At 31.5% G+C, this 17249-nt stretch carries 14 protein-coding genes; 7 read left to right on the plus strand and 7 right to left on the minus strand.

Annotated features, from left to right (window positions below; all coding sequences use genetic code 11):
* Window positions 1–127: 127 nt before the first annotated feature.
* Complete coding sequence (locus APS56_RS01640; RefSeq protein ID WP_054724151.1) at window positions 128–502, minus strand: LysM peptidoglycan-binding domain-containing protein; 375 nt, start codon at window positions 500–502, stop codon at window positions 128–130.
* Window positions 503–819: 317 nt separating this feature from the next.
* On the opposite strand from APS56_RS01640, the gene rpsA reads away from it, so the two are divergent.
* From rpsA to APS56_RS01665, 5 genes are all read left to right on the plus strand, one after another.
* On the plus strand, window positions 820–2670 hold the full coding sequence (rpsA, locus tag APS56_RS01645) for a 30S ribosomal protein S1 (RefSeq protein WP_054724153.1): 1851 nt from the start codon (window positions 820–822) through the stop codon (window positions 2668–2670).
* Between the two features lie 221 nt (window positions 2671–2891).
* Window positions 2892–3431 (plus strand): bifunctional pyr operon transcriptional regulator/uracil phosphoribosyltransferase PyrR, encoded by a 540-nt coding sequence (pyrR, locus tag APS56_RS01650; protein WP_054724156.1) that lies wholly within the window; start codon window positions 2892–2894, stop codon window positions 3429–3431.
* Between the two features lie 20 nt (window positions 3432–3451).
* A complete protein-coding gene (locus APS56_RS01655) occupies window positions 3452–4381 on the plus strand; it encodes an aspartate carbamoyltransferase catalytic subunit (RefSeq protein WP_054724157.1) in 930 nt (309 codons plus the stop codon).
* 6 nt (window positions 4382–4387) lie between these two features.
* Window positions 4388–4720, plus strand: coding sequence for a hypothetical protein (locus APS56_RS01660; protein ID WP_054724159.1), 333 nt, complete (start codon window positions 4388–4390; stop codon window positions 4718–4720).
* A 59-nt stretch (window positions 4721–4779) separates the two neighbouring features.
* Window positions 4780–5685: a ribonuclease Z gene (locus APS56_RS01665; protein ID WP_054731068.1), complete on the plus strand. Its 906-nt coding sequence runs from the start codon at window positions 4780–4782 to the stop codon at window positions 5683–5685.
* 20 nt (window positions 5686–5705) lie between these two features.
* Here APS56_RS01665 and APS56_RS01670 read toward each other — a convergent pair whose 3' ends face one another.
* Entirely contained in the window at window positions 5706–6119 is a 414-nt protein-coding gene (locus APS56_RS01670; RefSeq protein WP_054724161.1) for a hypothetical protein, read from the minus strand.
* Between the two features lie 87 nt (window positions 6120–6206).
* Here APS56_RS01670 and pdxH point away from each other — a divergent pair, with 87 nt between their 5' ends.
* Entirely contained in the window at window positions 6207–6854 is a 648-nt protein-coding gene (gene pdxH / locus APS56_RS01675; protein WP_054724163.1) for a pyridoxamine 5'-phosphate oxidase, read from the plus strand.
* A 168-nt stretch (window positions 6855–7022) separates the two neighbouring features.
* Window positions 7023–7517: a CAP domain-containing protein gene (locus APS56_RS01680; protein WP_054724165.1), complete on the plus strand. Its 495-nt coding sequence runs from the start codon at window positions 7023–7025 to the stop codon at window positions 7515–7517.
* Between the two features lie 176 nt (window positions 7518–7693).
* Here the strand turns inward: APS56_RS01680 and APS56_RS01685 are convergent, their stop codons facing one another.
* From APS56_RS01685 to APS56_RS01705, 5 genes are all read right to left on the minus strand, one after another.
* Complete coding sequence (locus tag APS56_RS01685) at window positions 7694–8200, minus strand: DUF3124 domain-containing protein (RefSeq protein ID WP_054724167.1); 507 nt, start codon at window positions 8198–8200, stop codon at window positions 7694–7696.
* Between the two features lie 165 nt (window positions 8201–8365).
* Entirely contained in the window at window positions 8366–10285 is a 1920-nt protein-coding gene (locus tag APS56_RS01690; protein WP_054724169.1) for an OmpA family protein, read from the minus strand.
* A gap of 54 nt (window positions 10286–10339) precedes the next feature.
* Window positions 10340–12262 carry an OmpA family protein gene (locus tag APS56_RS01695; protein ID WP_054724171.1) on the minus strand — a complete coding sequence of 641 codons (1923 nt, stop codon included), beginning with the start codon at window positions 12260–12262 and terminating at the stop codon, window positions 10340–10342.
* 15 nt (window positions 12263–12277) lie between these two features.
* Complete coding sequence (locus tag APS56_RS01700) at window positions 12278–13198, minus strand: PorP/SprF family type IX secretion system membrane protein (RefSeq protein ID WP_054724172.1); 921 nt, start codon at window positions 13196–13198, stop codon at window positions 12278–12280.
* A gap of 10 nt (window positions 13199–13208) precedes the next feature.
* The gene (locus APS56_RS01705; RefSeq protein ID WP_054724174.1) at window positions 13209–17072 is read right to left on the minus strand and encodes a T9SS type B sorting domain-containing protein; all 3864 of its coding nucleotides are present in this window, start codon (window positions 17070–17072) and stop codon (window positions 13209–13211) included.
* Between the last annotated feature and the right edge of the window lie 177 nt (window positions 17073–17249).

A 17249-nucleotide genomic window follows, 5' to 3' on the forward strand; every position in this document is an offset into this window, starting at 1 on the left:
TTTTCTGTAGTAAGCTGATTTTTTTCTAAAATATAGGGTGATTTCTGTATTAGAGGTATTTGTACAGGTTTAACAATAAAAAAAGCGGCAAAAAGCCGCTTTTTTTATTGTTGTATAAATATAAATTTTATAAATTAGGAATAATCAATTCTTGATCAGGATGAATAATATCAGGATTCTTTAAAATATCAGAGTTGGCTTTAAAAATATCTTGATATTTTGAGGCATTTCCATAATATTGTTTAGCAATTTTCCCTAATGTTTCCCCACTTTTTACAATATGTCTGTGGTAAACACTATCATCCGCAACTTTAATGTCAGCTTGAATATCAGAAGGGGTATCGCCTCCTATTTCTTTTATTTTGTCCCAGAGTAGGTTTTTTTCATATTGAGTTTTTGCAGTCCCTTTTATTTTAAGAACACCGTTTTCTTCTTTCACATCACCATTTTGAATGTTTAGTGCTTCACCTAAATCCAGTACTTGTTGGTATTTTGCTTTCATTGTGTTTTCTTGTTTTTGAATTATTAACGTTATAAATATAGTGAAATTAGACAGGTATTTTGTTTGTTTTTCTTATTTTTTTAGAGAATTAAAAATCAATTGATTAAAATATTTTGTAGACATTAGGCTAATTTGTTGAAAATATGTATTTTTGCACTCCTTTTAGCGAATCATCGGAATGATAGAAAGGAATGAAACTAAAAATAAAAATAACACTTCTGTGTGTTAATCGCTTAAATCTTCCGTAAACATGCAGAATACAAAACATATTGTAATTTTATCTATAATAAATAAGTTACAATATTTAATTATCTTAAATGGCTGAACAAGCAAATCAAGCTAATCCTGAAGTATCAGAAGAAGCAAATCAAGTAGAAGCTCCAGTTGTATCTGAAGCAAAAGCAAATCCTGAAAAGTTTTTAAAAGAATTTAACTGGCACAATTATCAAGAAGGTATTGACGAGGTTGATGATCAACAACTTAAAGAATTTGAAAAATTAGTAGCAGAAAATTTTGTTGACACACTTGACGATGAAGTAGTTACTGGCGTAGTAGTACATATTTCTGACCGTGATGCAATTATTGACATCAATGCAAAATCAGAAGGTGTTATTTCGTTAAACGAATTCCGTTACAATCCAAACTTAGCAGTTGGTGATAAAGTAGAAGTATTAATTGATGTACGTGAAGATGCTACAGGTCAATTAGTATTATCTCACAGAAAAGCACGTGTTATTAAAGCATGGGATCGCGTAAATGCAGCTCATGATACTGGTGAAATTGTTAATGGTTTTGTTAAATGCAGAACTAAAGGAGGTATGATTGTAGATGTTTTTGGAATTGAAGCATTCTTACCAGGTTCTCAAATTGATGTAAAACCAATTAGAGATTACGATCAGTACGTAAATAAAACTATGGAATTTAAAGTTGTTAAAATCAACCACGAATTCAAAAACGTAGTCGTTTCTCATAAAGCTTTAATTGAAGCAGATATTGAAGAACAAAAGAAAGAAATTATTGGTCAATTAGAAAAAGGTCAAGTATTAGAAGGTGTTGTTAAAAACATTACTTCTTACGGTGTATTTATTGACCTTGGTGGTGTTGATGGATTGATTCACATTACAGATCTTTCTTGGTCTCGTATTAATCATCCAAATGAAATAGTTGAATTAGACCAAAAACTTAATGTGGTAATCCTTGATTTTGATGAAGATAAATCAAGAATCCAATTAGGTCTTAAACAATTATCTAAACATCCTTGGGAAGCTTTAGCTGATACTGTAAAAGTAGGAGATAAAGTAAAAGGTAAAGTAGTTGTTATTGCAGATTATGGTGCATTTATTGAAGTTGCTGATGGTGTAGAAGGATTAATTCACGTATCAGAAATGTCATGGTCAACACATTTACGTTCAGCTCAGGATTTTGTATCTGTAGGAGATGAAGTAGAAGCTGTAATCCTAACATTAGATAGAGAAGATCGTAAAATGTCTCTTGGTATCAAACAAATTACTCCAGACCCATGGACAGACATTACAGGTAAATATCCTGTAGGTTCTAAGCATGTTGGTATCGTTCGTAACTTTACAAACTTTGGTGTTTTTGTTGAATTAGAAGAAGGTATTGATGGATTGATTTATATTTCTGATTTATCTTGGACTAAGAAAATTAAGCACCCATCTGAATTTTGTTCAGTTGGCGATAAATTAGATGTTGTAGTATTAGAGTTGGATGTTGAAGGTCGTAAATTAAGTTTAGGACACAAACAAACTACTGAAAATCCTTGGGATGCATACGAAACAGACTTTGCTTTAGAAACTGTTCATACTGCTGAAATTTCTGAAATAGTTGATAAAGGTGCTACTGTTGAGTTTAATGAAGATATTGTTGCTTTTGTTCCTTCTCGTCATTTAGAAAAAGAAGATGGAAGTAAACTTAAAAAAGGCGATAAAGCCGAATTTAAAATCATTGAATTTAATAAAGAGTTTAAACGTGTTGTAGCGTCTCATACAGCTATTTTTAAAGCTGAAGAAGTTGCAAACGTCAAGGCAGCTGTTAAGAAAGCAGAAGCTCAAGCTGCTGAAGCAAAACCAACTTTAGGGGATGCCAACGAAGCTTTACAAGCTCTTAAAGATAAAATGGACGGTAAAACGACTAAAGCTAAAAAATAGTCTTTACCAAAAACATTTCATAAATTAAAGCCTTCAAAAAATTGAAGGCTTTTTTTATATGTAATAACAAGGTAAGTAAATGAACGTCATGATGATGATGTTTAGGATATATGATTACTTTGACTGTGGTAAATTTGTATTTGGAAAGTTTAGTAATTATGGTTTTAACTTCTCAAATTTTGCATTATCTTTGCTTACCAAGCAAGTTTGGATAATTGTATATGAGTCAAAAAGTTTTACTTAACGCTAAAGAGGTAAACATCATTCTTCATCGATTGGCTTGTCAACTTATTGAAAAACATAACGACTTTACTAATACGGTTTTAATAGGTTTACAGCCTCGTGGTGTTTTTGTAGCCAACAGGTTAGCTAAAATTCTTGAAGAAGATTATAAAATTAAAAACATTCCATTAGGGCATTTAGACATTACGTTTTATAGAGATGATTTTAGAAGAGGTGATAAGCCACTTGAAGCCAATACCACAAAAATTAATTTTTTAGTTGAAAATAAAAATATTGTGTTTATTGACGACGTATTGTACACAGGCAGAAGTATTCGAGCTGCATTAACCGCTATTCAATCATTTGGTAGACCTAATGAAATAGAATTGCTAACGTTAATAGATAGACGTTTTAGCAGACATTTACCCATACAACCTAACTACAGAGGCAGACAGGTTGATGCAATCAATAAAGAAAAAGTTATAGTACATTGGCAGGAAAATGAAGGAGAGGATGCTGTGTATTTAATTAATAAATAAAAGACTAAATCAATTAAAAAATGAGCGAATTAAGTGTCAATCACTTATTAGGAATAAAATATCTGACCAAACAAGATATTCAACTTATTTTTGAAACTGCCGATCATTTTAAAGAAGTTATTAATAGGCCTATTAAAAAAGTGCCATCCCTTCGAGATATTACCATTGCTAATTTATTTTTTGAAAATTCTACCCGAACAAAATTATCTTTTGAATTGGCAGAAAAAAGATTATCTGCAGATGTCATTAATTTTTCTGCATCGCAATCTTCTGTAAAAAAAGGAGAAACACTAATTGATACGGTAAACAATATTTTATCTATGAAAGTAGATATGGTAGTGATGCGTCACCCCAATCCAGGAGCTGGTGTTTTCTTATCAAAACATGTTAATGCGAGTATTGTAAATGCTGGAGATGGGGCGCATGAACATCCTACACAAGCCCTATTGGACTCATATTCAATACGTGAAAAATTAGGTGATGTTGGTGGTAAAAATGTTGTCATTGTTGGAGATATTCTTCACAGTCGTGTAGCGCTTTCAAATATATTTGCTTTGCAAATGCAAGGTGCAAATGTAATGGTATGTGGCCCCCAAACACTTATTCCTAAATATATTGATAAATTAGGAGTGAAAGTTGAAACAGACTTACGTAAGGCGTTAAACTGGTGCGATGTAGCCAATATGCTTCGTGTTCAAAATGAACGGATGGATATTAGTTATTTTCCTTCTTCACGAGAGTATACACAGCAATTTGGTGTAAACAAAGAGTTGTTAAACTCTTTAAATAAAGAAATTACCATCATGCACCCAGGTCCCATTAATAGAGGTGTTGAAATAACAAGTGATGTTGCTGATTCCAAGCAGTCCATTATTTTGGAGCAAGTACAAAATGGCGTTGCCATTCGAATGGCTGTTATTTATTTATTAGCATCAAAAATTAAACAGTAAATTATTATGATTCTTAGTCAAGACGGAAATATTTCAATTATTACTCAAGAAAAAGCAACAGTAATTGAGTTAGTAAAAAAAATTCAGGCCTTATACCCTAAATTTAAGAACAATAATATAATTGTAAACTTAACAAGTCTTAATAAAATAACAAAGCAAGATGTTATTGAGTTTCTTGAAATATCAAATACCCACAGGGCAGCAAAACATTCGTTTATTGTTGTTACAAATAAAATAAATTTTGAAGAGTCTCTTGAAGAAATTATTGTAGTTCCAACACAGCAGGAAGCTTATGATATTATTGAAATGGAGGAAATGGAACGAGATTTAGGGTTTTAAAAAGCTTGTTGTTAGTTATTGGGGTAAATAATAACAGCGACTCTACAAAACGTAATAAAATGAAATTAACCATATTAGGCTGTTACAGTGCTACTCCAAGAGTTTCAACACATACTACATCTCAAGTATTGGAAATAAATAACCACATGTTTTTAATTGATTGTGGAGAGGGTACACAGGTAGAATTACGCCGACATAAAATTAAGTTCAATCGTATTAAGCATATTTTTATTTCGCATTTACATGGTGATCATTTTTTCGGTTTGGTAGGTTTAATCTCAACATTTAGACTCCTTACAAGGGAAACAGATTTGCATATTTATGGACCAAAAGGTATTAAAGAGGTTATTACTCTTCAAATGAAATTGGCAGATTCTTGGACTAATTATAATTTGATTTTTCATGAATTATCATCTGATAGCTCTGAACTTATCTTTGAAGACGCCTTGGTTGAAGTATATACCATTCCATTAGAGCATCGTGTTTATACCAATGGATATCTGTTTAAGGAAAAGGAAGGAGAACGTAAGTTAAATATTGGAGCTGCATTAGATGCCAATATTGATAAAGCATATTACAATAAACTCAAACAAGGTTTTGATGTTAAAAATGAAGATGGTGAAACTATAAAAAATAGGTTAGTAACATCAAAAGGCGATAAGCCAAAAAGTTATGCCTTTTGTAGTGATACCGTTTATAAAGAAGATATTATACCAGTAATAAAGGATGTTGACGTATTGTATCATGAATCTACTTTTTTAGATAAACATGCACATTTAGCACCAAAAACAAAACACTCTACAGCAAAACAGGCTGCTTCTATTGCAAAACATGCAAATGCAAAAACACTTATTTTAGGACATTACTCTTCTCGTTATGATAATTTAGAAGATTTTAGAACAGAAGCAAAAACGGTTTTTGAAAATGTGAAATTAGCCAAAGACGGAAAATCTTTTGATTTTTAGAAGAGGAAAATAATCTTAAACTATTTATTTGTTTCTTTCTCTAAAACCCAGTTGATGGCTTCTTCTAAACTGATACAGCGTTTAATGTTTATATTTGAAAACTGCTTTTCTAACGTTGCATTCATATACATCATTTCATTGTAGTAAACAATAGCGCTATTTGTAAAAATACCATATTTTTTATCAATTTTGTTCCAGAAATGTGGGTCTATGGAATATGAGTTTATTCGATTTGAAATATATCCTAAGCTTGTTTTATTTCCATAATAGTCAATAAGGTCAACAGAAACATTTTCAATCATTTTCCAATCAAAATGAATACCTTCACTTAATTCAGCAATAAAAAAGTGCTCACATAAATAAAAATTACCAAAGGGTTTTTCGATTTTGTAATAATTTAAAATTTTGCTGTACTTGGATTTTTCAAATTCCATAATTTATTTTTAAAGAAGCACTAAATTAATGAGTTTTATAAAACTAATTGTAATCTTTAAAAAAATATTTTTGTTATTTTGTATGATATGGAAAAGGATTTAAGCAATTACAGAAAGTCTTATGAAAAGCAAGAATTGCTTTTAAAAGATGTACCAGAAAACCCTATGGAGTTATTTCAAAAATGGTTTTTTGAAGTAGATAGTTTTTTTACAGAAAATGAAACGAATGCAATGACAGTTTCAACTTTTGGTTTGGATGGATTTCCTAAAAATAGGGTGGTACTTCTTAAAAAATACACTTATGAAGGTTTTATATTTTATACAAATTACAACAGCGAAAAAGGGAAGGCTATTGCAGTGAATCCAAATGTGTGTTTGTCATTTTTTTGGCCAGGAGCTGAACGCCAGATTATTATTAAAGGTAAAGCCGAAAAGATAGCAGAAAATTTAAGTGATGGCTATTTTGAATCACGTCCACGAGGCAGTCAATTAGGAGCTGTAGTTTCCAATCAAAGTGACATTATTGATAGTAGAGAGTTTTTAGAAAAAAAATTATCTGATTTAGAAAATACTTATGAAGGTAAAGATATTCCTCGTCCTGAATTTTGGGGAGGTTATATTGTTAAGCCCTTTGAAATGGAATTCTGGCAAGGTCGACCAAATAGGTTGCATGATAGAATTAGATACTTACTTCAAGCAGATTACAATTGGTCAATAAATCGACTATCTCCATAAAACAACGATTAAATACTACAAAACGAATTCTTAAATGTGTATTTTATCGATTAAAAACATAATACATCGCTGAACGGTGTGTTTTTAATCGATTTTAACATTTTATTAACAATTACTTCAGGATAGGCGGTTAATTTTACTAAACCAAATCTTATTAACCTACCTATTATGAAGTTTTTTACAAAGTTTCCCTTACTTGTAATGTTAGCTATTTTTAGCTTTTCTTGTACAACAGACAGTCTTGATGATAAAGCAAATGATGTTCAATTAAATATTGTTTCAACAGAAACTAAACCCATTGAAGTAGAAATACTTGAGTTAATTAATAGCCATAGATTATCTTTAGGATTAAATGCGCTATCAGATATGAGTTTAGTAAAATCTGTAGCCTATAGTCATACAGATTACATGGTGGATAATAATATAGTTTCTCATGATAATTTTTTTATGAGAAGTTCATATTTAAAAGAAAATGCAGGAGCTAAATTTGTGTCAGAAAATGTAGCTTATGGTTATACATCAGCAGAAACGGTAGTTAAAGCTTGGTTAAAAAGTGAAGGACATAAGGCCAATATCGAAGGTGATTTTACAAACTTTGATGTGTCAGCTGAAGAAAGTGTTGATGGTAAATGGTATTATACTAATATATTTATTAAAAAATAAAGTGATACAACTCGTAGTAATATCCGTGTTGTATGTTTTAAAATAGTACATAAAAAAATATTTTGTTTAGTATAGCTTGAAGTGACAAGTTAACACTCAATCAACTTAAAAAAACAATTAAAGCTTTTTATAAAAGTTTTAATGAAGAAAACGCCAATTAATTGGCATTGTAAATATTATTTAATGCGGTTTCCTGAGGTTGTAAATGACAAGCCTTGTTGTCCCATTGTTGAAGTCATTATTCCTTCAAATAAAGGCTCTGAACTGTTTTTAGGAATTTTCCACTCAAATATAAAGTTAGATCCTGTACCGCCTGAGGTGTCTACTTCATCAATTATAATTTCAGTAGTTTCTAACGGAGCCAAATAAATAGGTTGGTCAAAATAGGTTCTAACTAATTTTCCGTGTGTGTCAAAGTATTCAGATTTTAATAAATATATGGTATCGGAATCGCTCGTATTTCTCATACTAACCATTGAAGTTAGGTTATGAGTTTTATGTTCAGACATACTATATATTTGAGAATAAATAGAAAGATATGTTTTGCCGTATTCTAATGAATCTTTCAAACTTAAGTTTATAGCTCGTTTAGACCAATTTTCGGGACTTATAGAACTCATTTCTTTCTGATTATTACAACTTAGCATTGCTATACTTATAAAGAGTAGTAAGTTCAATTTCATTATCAAATATTTTTACAATTATTATAATTACTGCTAATATAAATGAAAAAACCACCAAAAGAAATGACTTTTGATGGTTTAATTTAAAAAGTATTCTCCATTACAAGGCTAAAAAGTTAATATTAATTTACTAAGCTCATAAAAATGGGATGCGAATTAAAGTTTTTAGTTTGTTTCATTTACAAATATTTGAGTACGTCTATTTAATTGATGTTGTGCTTCACTACAATTAGGTATGCTGTCACAATTATTCAATAAGTTTTGTTTACCAAAACCGGTATATTCTGTAATTCTAGAAGGATTGACTCCTTTTGATACGAGGTAATTGTAAGTGGCTTGGGCTCTTTTGTTTGATAAAATTTTGTTGTATTTATATGAGCCTCTTGCATCCGTATGTGACTCAATTTTAATTGTCACGTTAGGAAAAGTATTAATTAATAAATCAGCCATGGTATCTAATATTCTCATACTGGTTTTATTTATTTTAACGTCATCATAATCAAAATAAATAGTAGAAAATTCAGCTATTAAAGTAGCTTTTTTAACAATAGGATTTAAATTAAATTGTGTTTTAATAATGGTTGTTTTATCATCAATATTTTTTGAAGTTACTTTTTTAGAATCCTGAATATAATATACTTTTTCTACTTTAATGGTGTAATCACTATTTCTATCAATTCCAATTTCTAATTTGCCATTTTTATCAGATTGTAATTGGGCTACTTGATGTCCTTCTGAATTTAAAAGTATAACGGTTGCATTTTCAATAGGTAATCCTTCTTTGTTTAAAATAGTACTTTCAATTTTTAAAAGTGGCGTTCTATCAAAGGCATAAATATCATCACTACCAATACCTTCTTTTCTATTTGAAGCAAAATATCCAGAATTGCCATCTTCATTCATAAAAAATGAAAAATCATCCTTACTAGAATTTATGGGAATTCCTAAATTTAACACATTAACTATCTCATTGTTTTCGTTAGCAACTGTTCCAAAAATATCTAAAAGACCTAAACCTAAATGACCATCTGAAGAAAAAAATAGCGTGTTTTCACTATTGACAAACGGAAAAGATTCATCTTTTTTAGTGTTAACAATTTCACCTAAATTTTTAGGTTTTCCCATGCTGCCATTGGGATTAATATCTACATAATAAATATCGGTACCACCATAACCGCCGGGCATATCAGATGTAAAATATAGTTTTGTGCCATCATTATTTAAGGCAGGATGTCCTGTTGAATAGGTATCGTTATTAAATGAAAGTTCTTTGATTTTTTTCCATTTATTGTTAACCAATGTTGCTTGATATATTTTTAAATTTCCTATTTCTTGGTTATCCGTTTTAAGTATGTTTTTCTTGAAGTTATTTCTTGAAAAATACATGGTTTTACCATCTTTTGAAATAGTTAAAGGTCCGTCGTGATATACACTGTTTACTTTTCCTTTAATTTTATACTTATTGTCTACAACAGAATGAGTACTCCCTTTTTTGATTACATACATGTCTAAAAAAGGTTGATTATCCCAACCACTTTTAAATTTTTTAGCAACGCCAGCATCTCTTGTAGATGTAAAATAGATATTTCCATGATGCTCATAAGCTCCAAATTCACTTAACTTAGTATTAAAAATAACATCTTTTAAAAAATATTGTTGTTTGGAATTGTATATCCGATTGATAAATTCGTCATCATTATAAAATATACTTGTATTGGTTAATCCACCTTGTTTTTTATAGTTTTCAAACCAAGTGCGAGAGGCTTCATAATTTCCTATACCTCTTAAAGATTGTGCATAATTATATAAATATTCAACAGGTACATTCTTTTGTACTACTGTTTTTTTATAGTATACACTTGCACTATCAGGGTTTCTCATGAACGAGTAACAATCTGCTAATTGTCTGTATGCATAATCTTTGTTATAGTTTTTTTCTATAAGTTCTTTATAGGCGTTGGTAGCTTTATAAAATGAAAATTTATTAAACAAGGCATCAGCTTTATCAAGGCTGTTTTGTTGCGCAAAACTTGTTGAACTAATGGAAAATAGGAGACAGGCTAATAAGTTGATTTTTGTTTTCATGAGTAGTGATTTTAATTAAAAGATTTGGGAAATTTTAATTAATATAATGGTGTTTTACTCCATTTTTACGATTATAAATTGAGTACGTCTATTTAATTGATGATCGGTTTCTGTACAGTCTGCATTGTCATCGCAACCATTGATTAGTCTACGCTCTCCAAAACCTTTATGTTCTGTAATTCTGGAAGCATCTATACCTCTTGATATAAGGTATTTATAGGTTGCATTAGCTCTGTCCTTTGATAAGTTATCATTATAAGCTATTGAGCCTCTTGAATCTGTATGCGATTCAATTTTAATAATCATATTAGGATACTCGTTATTCATTAAATTAACAATTTTATCGAGTTCTATTTTGGCATCTTTTCTTATTTCATGTTTGTCATAGTCAAAGTAAATTGAATTAAGAGAACTGACATCTGCTAAAACTTCAATATTTTGAATTGGGTTTAGTAACAGGTTTGCTTTAATAATTTGTGTTTTGGTTTCTATATTTTTTGTAGAAATAGTTCTAAAGTCCTCAATATATTTTTTCTGTTTTGCTACTATTTTATAATCTGTATTCCTATCAATGTTTATTGAAAAATAACCAAAATCATCAGTTGTTAAATGAGCTATTTGCTTGTTTTTAGCATCAAATATTGTTATCTCAGAATAGGGAATAGGTCTATTATTGATAGCATCGGTTACAACGCCTTCAATATATAATAATGGAATTCTGTAATAGCTATAAATATCATCACTACCACGTCCACCTCGTCTGTCTGATGCAAAGTAACCAGATAAGCCATCCGGATTCATGAAAAAAGAAAAATCATCACTATTTGAGTTAACGGGTTCTCCTAAATTTAAAACATCTATTATTTTATTTTCTTCATTTTCAATAGTTCTGTACACATCTAATAAGCCTAAGCCTTGGTGACCATCAGAAGCAAAAAATAAGGTGTCCTCATTATTAATAAACGGGGTTCCTTCAGATTTTTTAGTGTTTACTATTCCTCCTAAATTTTCAGGAGTTCCAAAGGTGCCATCAGGGAAAATATCCACAACGTATATATCTGAACCTCCATATCCTCCTGGCATATCTGATGAAAAGTATAACTTGGTATCATCTTTATTTAGGGCAGGATGTTGAACCGAATAGTTATCACTATTTATAGATAAATCTTCAATATTACCCCAGCTATTTCCTTTTTTAGTGGCTCTATATATTTTGATATGGTTAAACCCTTGTTTATCATTTGTTTGTACGTTTTCTGTAATATTATTACGTGAAAAATACATTGTGTTTCCATCCTTACTAATCGTAACAGGACCATCGTGATAAATAGAGTTAACATCCCCTTTTAACTTAGAATCATGGTCTACAGTTCTACTATTTTTTTCAGTAACATAAACATCTAAAAAAGGTTGCTCATCCCAACTATATAAACGCTGTACTGACACACCTACGTCTCTTGAAGACGTAAAGTATATTTTATTATCATGTTCAAAGGCACCAAAATCACTATACTTTGAATTGAAACGGACTTTATTTAAAAAATATTCCTGTTTTGCATTTTCAATGTTTTGCATAAAATTGCCACTTCTACCGTAATTTTCTGTTTCAGCAACACCACCAGAATCTTTATAGCGTTGCATCCATATTTCGGCCTCTCTATAATCTCTGATACCTCTTAGAGATTTTGCAAAGTTGTAATAATATTCTATTGGTATTTTGGGTTGTCTAACAGCTTGTCTGTAATACCTGCTTGCATTTTTAGGGTCTCTAAGTAAATCATAACTATCAGCCAATTTTCTAATAGCATAATCTCTTTCGTAGTTATTGGCTACCAATTCCTTATATAGTTCAACAGCTTTAACAAAAGAAAATTGATTAAATAAAGTATCTGCTTTTTTAAGTTTTGATTGTTGTGCAATACCAGACAAACTGAATGATAAAAAAAGATAAATTAATATGTGACTTTTTATTTTCATAGGTTTTAATTCGTATTAGAAATACCTTGGTGACTTTAATTTTGAGCTTATAAATTTAAATTCATACATAAGTAATACCTCATGTGTTCCGCTAGTATATCTTGCGATATCTGAAATTGGTTTTTCATAAGCATAGCCTACACGTAATTGTCTTGATACCTGAAAATCAATAATACCACCAATAGCAGCTGTTTTTTCATTGATTCTATAGGAACCTCCTAACCAGAATTTTTCATTGAATAAGAAATTAGCCGTTAAATCATAAGAAATTGGAGCACCATTAGTTGCTTTTATTAAAAAAGCAGGTTTGAATTTAAGTTTATCAGTAAAATTAAACACATAGCCACCTGTAAAATAATAGCTTATACGTTCCAAAGCTTCGTATTCTTTTGCTCTATTATAATCTGAGTTAAAAATTCTTGGAGCTGACAAGCCTAAATACCATTTTGAAGAATGCCAATATATTCCTGCTCCCATATTAGGACTCCAACGGTCTTCAACACCATATATAAATGTATCTGTATCATTATCTAGACGAAAATCTGTATCAAATGTAAATCCAGTAAATCCTCCTTTTAAACCAAAGGCTAATTTTGAATCTGTACTAATAGGGATAGTATATGAAAAATCAGCGTATAAATAGGAGAAGTTTTGAGGACCAAGATCATCTTCTATAAAAGATAGGCCCAATCCAATTCTATTTTTACGAAGTGGTGTATGAATAGAAAGTGTTTGCGTTATAGGGCCACCTTTAAAGCCAACCCATTGACTTCTGTGTAATCCAACAATACTTAAAGCTTCTCTACTTCCAGCATAAGCAGGGTTTATAGAAATGGTATTGTACATGTACTGGGTAAATTGTGGTAATTGCTGTGCAATTCCAACAGTACAACTAAGCAATGCCATAGCAATTATATGATGTTTTATAAATTTCATAGGTTAAGTTTTATTTGGTTCCAATATATACGGGGCCAGTATATGTTCCTATAACACCGAAATTGTCTTTTACGTTAATAATGTAATAATAGGTTCCGTTTGGCACTTGATTTGCAGAACCAATAGCTCGACTACTTTTACCGTCCCAATCACCATGAGTTCCAGATACATCCTCACTACCAATGGTGTAATCATTAGACTCATAAACCATAGCCCCCCAACGGTTAAATATTTTTACTTCAGCAAAAAAGCCACAGTAGTCAATTCCCATGATATCAAAGGTTTCATTTTCTCCATCGTTATTTGGCGTTATGGCTGTAGATACAGTTATATCATTACTTTCACATGGCAATACTTTACAGTCTGCATGAATATTCATAGTGACTTCTGTAATATTAACACAGCCATTTTCCAAACCAGTATATCTGAATACATAATCAATTCCTCCACTTCCAGGAAGAAAATCTTCGGCAAATGTAAGTGTTGTTGGGTCAAAAATACTACCTATGAGGGTTGCTTCTGTTTTTCCTTCAATCAACTCCCATGTTCCGTTGGTGTAGCCATTTGACAAGAATTGATTTAAATCTAACGTACCATCATCAAAACATCTATCACCAGCAGTTATTTGAGTAAAAATATCATCAAGCATAACATTTAATTCTTGGCTATAAACATTTTCATTTCCGCATTCATCAGTTACAACCCATGTTCTCTCTATTTTATAGTCGGCAAATAAAGTGTCATCAAAATGATTTACTTCATTAAAAACCACACTAATATTTGTTGAACAATTATCAGTAAATTCTAATTCTGGAGCTTCAGGAATATCGGTACAACTTACAGTTAATATACTGTCATGGTTAGTAATCAATTCTGGTGCTTTTGTGTCTTGAACAGTAATTTCTTGAACATGTGAAATATGAGTCCCACAAACATCAATAGCTGTCCAAGTACGTTTAAGTAGATATTCATTAGCACAATTACCATCAATACGTTCTTGATTGTAAGTTACCCTTACATTACCACAATTGGTTGAAGCACTTAATGAAACAGGGTTTGGAATAGCATCACATTCCACAGTTAAATTTTGAGGTAAATTGGCTTGATTGAATTTTACAGGATCTGGAGATGTATACGTATATGTTGCCGAATGACTTGTTGTTTCACAAATGTCATTAATAGTCCAAGTAACTATTATTGAACCTCCAGAACAAAAATCAATAGATTGTGTAGAAAAGTCATTAGTAACATTTGGTGAACATCCCCCAGAAAAACTATTATTTATGAGGTCTGTCTGTGATGCTACCCAATTGGATATATCTATATTGAGTGCTGTTTGAGCTCTTTCTGGAGTACTATTGTCAAAATCGCAAGCATTAGATGTGTCATTGACAGGTGCTGTATAGGTTACAGGTTCTGGTTTTGTTAGCGTATAGGTTGCTGTACTGGTTGTTGTTTCACAAATATCATCAATAGTCCAAGTTACAGTTATAGAACCACCTGTACAAAAAGATAATGACTGATTGGTGTAATCATTTGTGACTTCAGGAGAGCAACCACCTGTAATACTGTTGTTTATTAGGGCTGTTTGTGTATTTACCCAAGCAGCAATATCATTGTCTAAAGCATTTTGAGCAGCCATTGGATTCTGATTATTAAACTCACATGACTCAACTAAATCATCAACTGGGGCCGTGTAAGCTATCGCTTCAGGTTTGGTTAAAGTATATGAAGCTGTGGGAGTTAAGATTTGACAAATATCCTCTACCGTCCAAGTAATGTTGATGGTTCCTCCCGTACAAAAATCAATAGTTTGATTTTCAAAGTTATTTGTGATTGTAGGTGATCCACCACTTATGCTGTTATTTATATTGTCTGTTTGAGTAGCTACCCATTCAGCAATATCTGCATCCAAAGCACTTTGAGCTAATGCAGGATCTATATTATCAAATTGACAAGCATCCACTATATTTTCGGAAGGAGGTGTAAAAACCATACCTTCAGGTTGGGTAAATGTATAAGTAGCTGTAGGATTTGTTTCCCCGCAGATATCTTTTACGGTCCAAGTGATAGTAACAGTTTTAGAAGCACAAAAAACAATGGACTGTGTTGTAAAGTTGTTGGTCACTGTTGGTGCACATCCCCCAACAAGGCTATTTTTAATAATGTTTGTTTGTTCTGTAATCCAAGCTTCAAAATCAGCATCTAAATTTGCCTGAGCAATGTTGGAATCAGGGTCGTCAAATTCTGAAGCTGATGAATTATCATCTGAAGGAAGAATATACGTTACAGCATCTGGTTTTGTTAAGCTGTAGGTTGCAGTAGTAGATGAACTTCCACATATATCTTCTACCGTCCAAGTTATTTCTATATCTCCACCTACACAATAATCAATGGTTTGATTGTTATAATTATTTGAAACAGTAGGGCTACATCCACCAATTAAGCTACTTTCAATTAAAGTTGTTTGATTATTAATCCAAGCTTGAATATCATTATCTAAAGCATTTTGAGCTATTATAGGATCAATATCATAGAATTCACAAGAATTAGCAGTTTTGTCTACAGATTCTGAATATGCTACAGAATCTGGAAGTATCAAGGTATAGGTAGCTGTACGCATTATTGGTGTTTCACAGATATCTTCAACGGTCCAAGTAATTGTTATATCTCCACCAGTACAGAAATCAATAGATTGTGTTGTAAAATCGTTCGTTACTGTTGGTGAACATCCATTCATAAAACTGTTGCTAATATTTGCAGTTTGTGTGTTAACCCATGTAGCAATATTAGTATCTAAACTTGATTGAGCAGCAGCAATATTTGTGTTATCAAATTGGCAAGAATCAGTAATATTATTTTCAGGTTCATCAAATGTTACTGCAGCGGGTTTTATAAGTGTGTAAGTAGCTTCTGGGTAGGTTGTTTCACAAATGTCTCCCACGGTCCATCGGATTGTTACAGAACCTCCATCACAGAAATTTATTGATTGATTTGTATAATTACTAGAAACGGAAGGCGAACATCCATCGGTAAGGCTATTATTTATAACAGCCGTTTGTTCTGCTACCCATGCTCTAATGGCATTATCTAAATTTAATTGAGCCTGAGCTGGATTAATATCATCAAAATCGCATGCATTAACGGTATTATTCCCAGGAGAAGTATAAGTTACGGCTGTTGGTTCTGTTAAAGTATATGTTGCGGTTGGATATGTTGTTTCACATATATCTTCCACAGTCCAAGTAACTGTTAAGGCACCACCAGAGCACAAGCTGATGGTTTGTCCATTAAAATCGTTAGTAATTGTTGGAGAACAGCCCCCTTCTAAACTATTAATTATCATATTAGTTTGCTCAGCAACCCAATTAGCAATATCGGCATCTAAATTTGTTTGAGCAGTTGCAATGCTGGTATTATTAAATTCACAAGCTTCGGCGGTATCATTGGTTGGTGCTGTATAAGTAATAGTTTCAGGTTGTGTTAAAGTATAGGTTGCAGAACGTGTAGTGGTTTCACAAAAAGTTTCTGCTGTCCAAGTAATGGTTAGTTGATTTGATTCATTAGGATCAGAACAAAAATTAATAGTTTGGCCTATATAATCATGGCTAATTACTGGAAAACCACCTGTTAGACTTTGGTTAATTCTTGCTGTTTCATCTGTAACCCATTTAGCTATATCTGCATCTAATTCAGATTGTGCAGTAGCAAAATTTGAATTATCAAAATCACAAGATTCTGCGAGTTTGTTATTAGGATTATCAAAATTGATACCATCAGGTTGTGTAAATGTGTAGGTTGCCTGTTGTGTTGATGTGCTACAATTATCTTCAATAGTCCAAGTAACGGTAATACTATTGGAAGCACAAAACATAATAGGACTTGTTGTAAAGTTATGAGTAACTGTTGGCGAACAGCCACCAGAGAAACTATTGTTTATAATTGTGGTTTGGTTTGCAACCCAAGATGCAATATCGTTATCTAAATTTTCTTGTGCTATAGCTGGGTCTGGATCATTTAGTTGAGAGGCTGTTTTACTTATATCATTAGG

It is taken from the genome of Pseudalgibacter alginicilyticus (assembly GCF_001310225.1).
Lineage (GTDB): Bacteria > Bacteroidota > Bacteroidia > Flavobacteriales > Flavobacteriaceae > Pseudalgibacter > Pseudalgibacter alginicilyticus.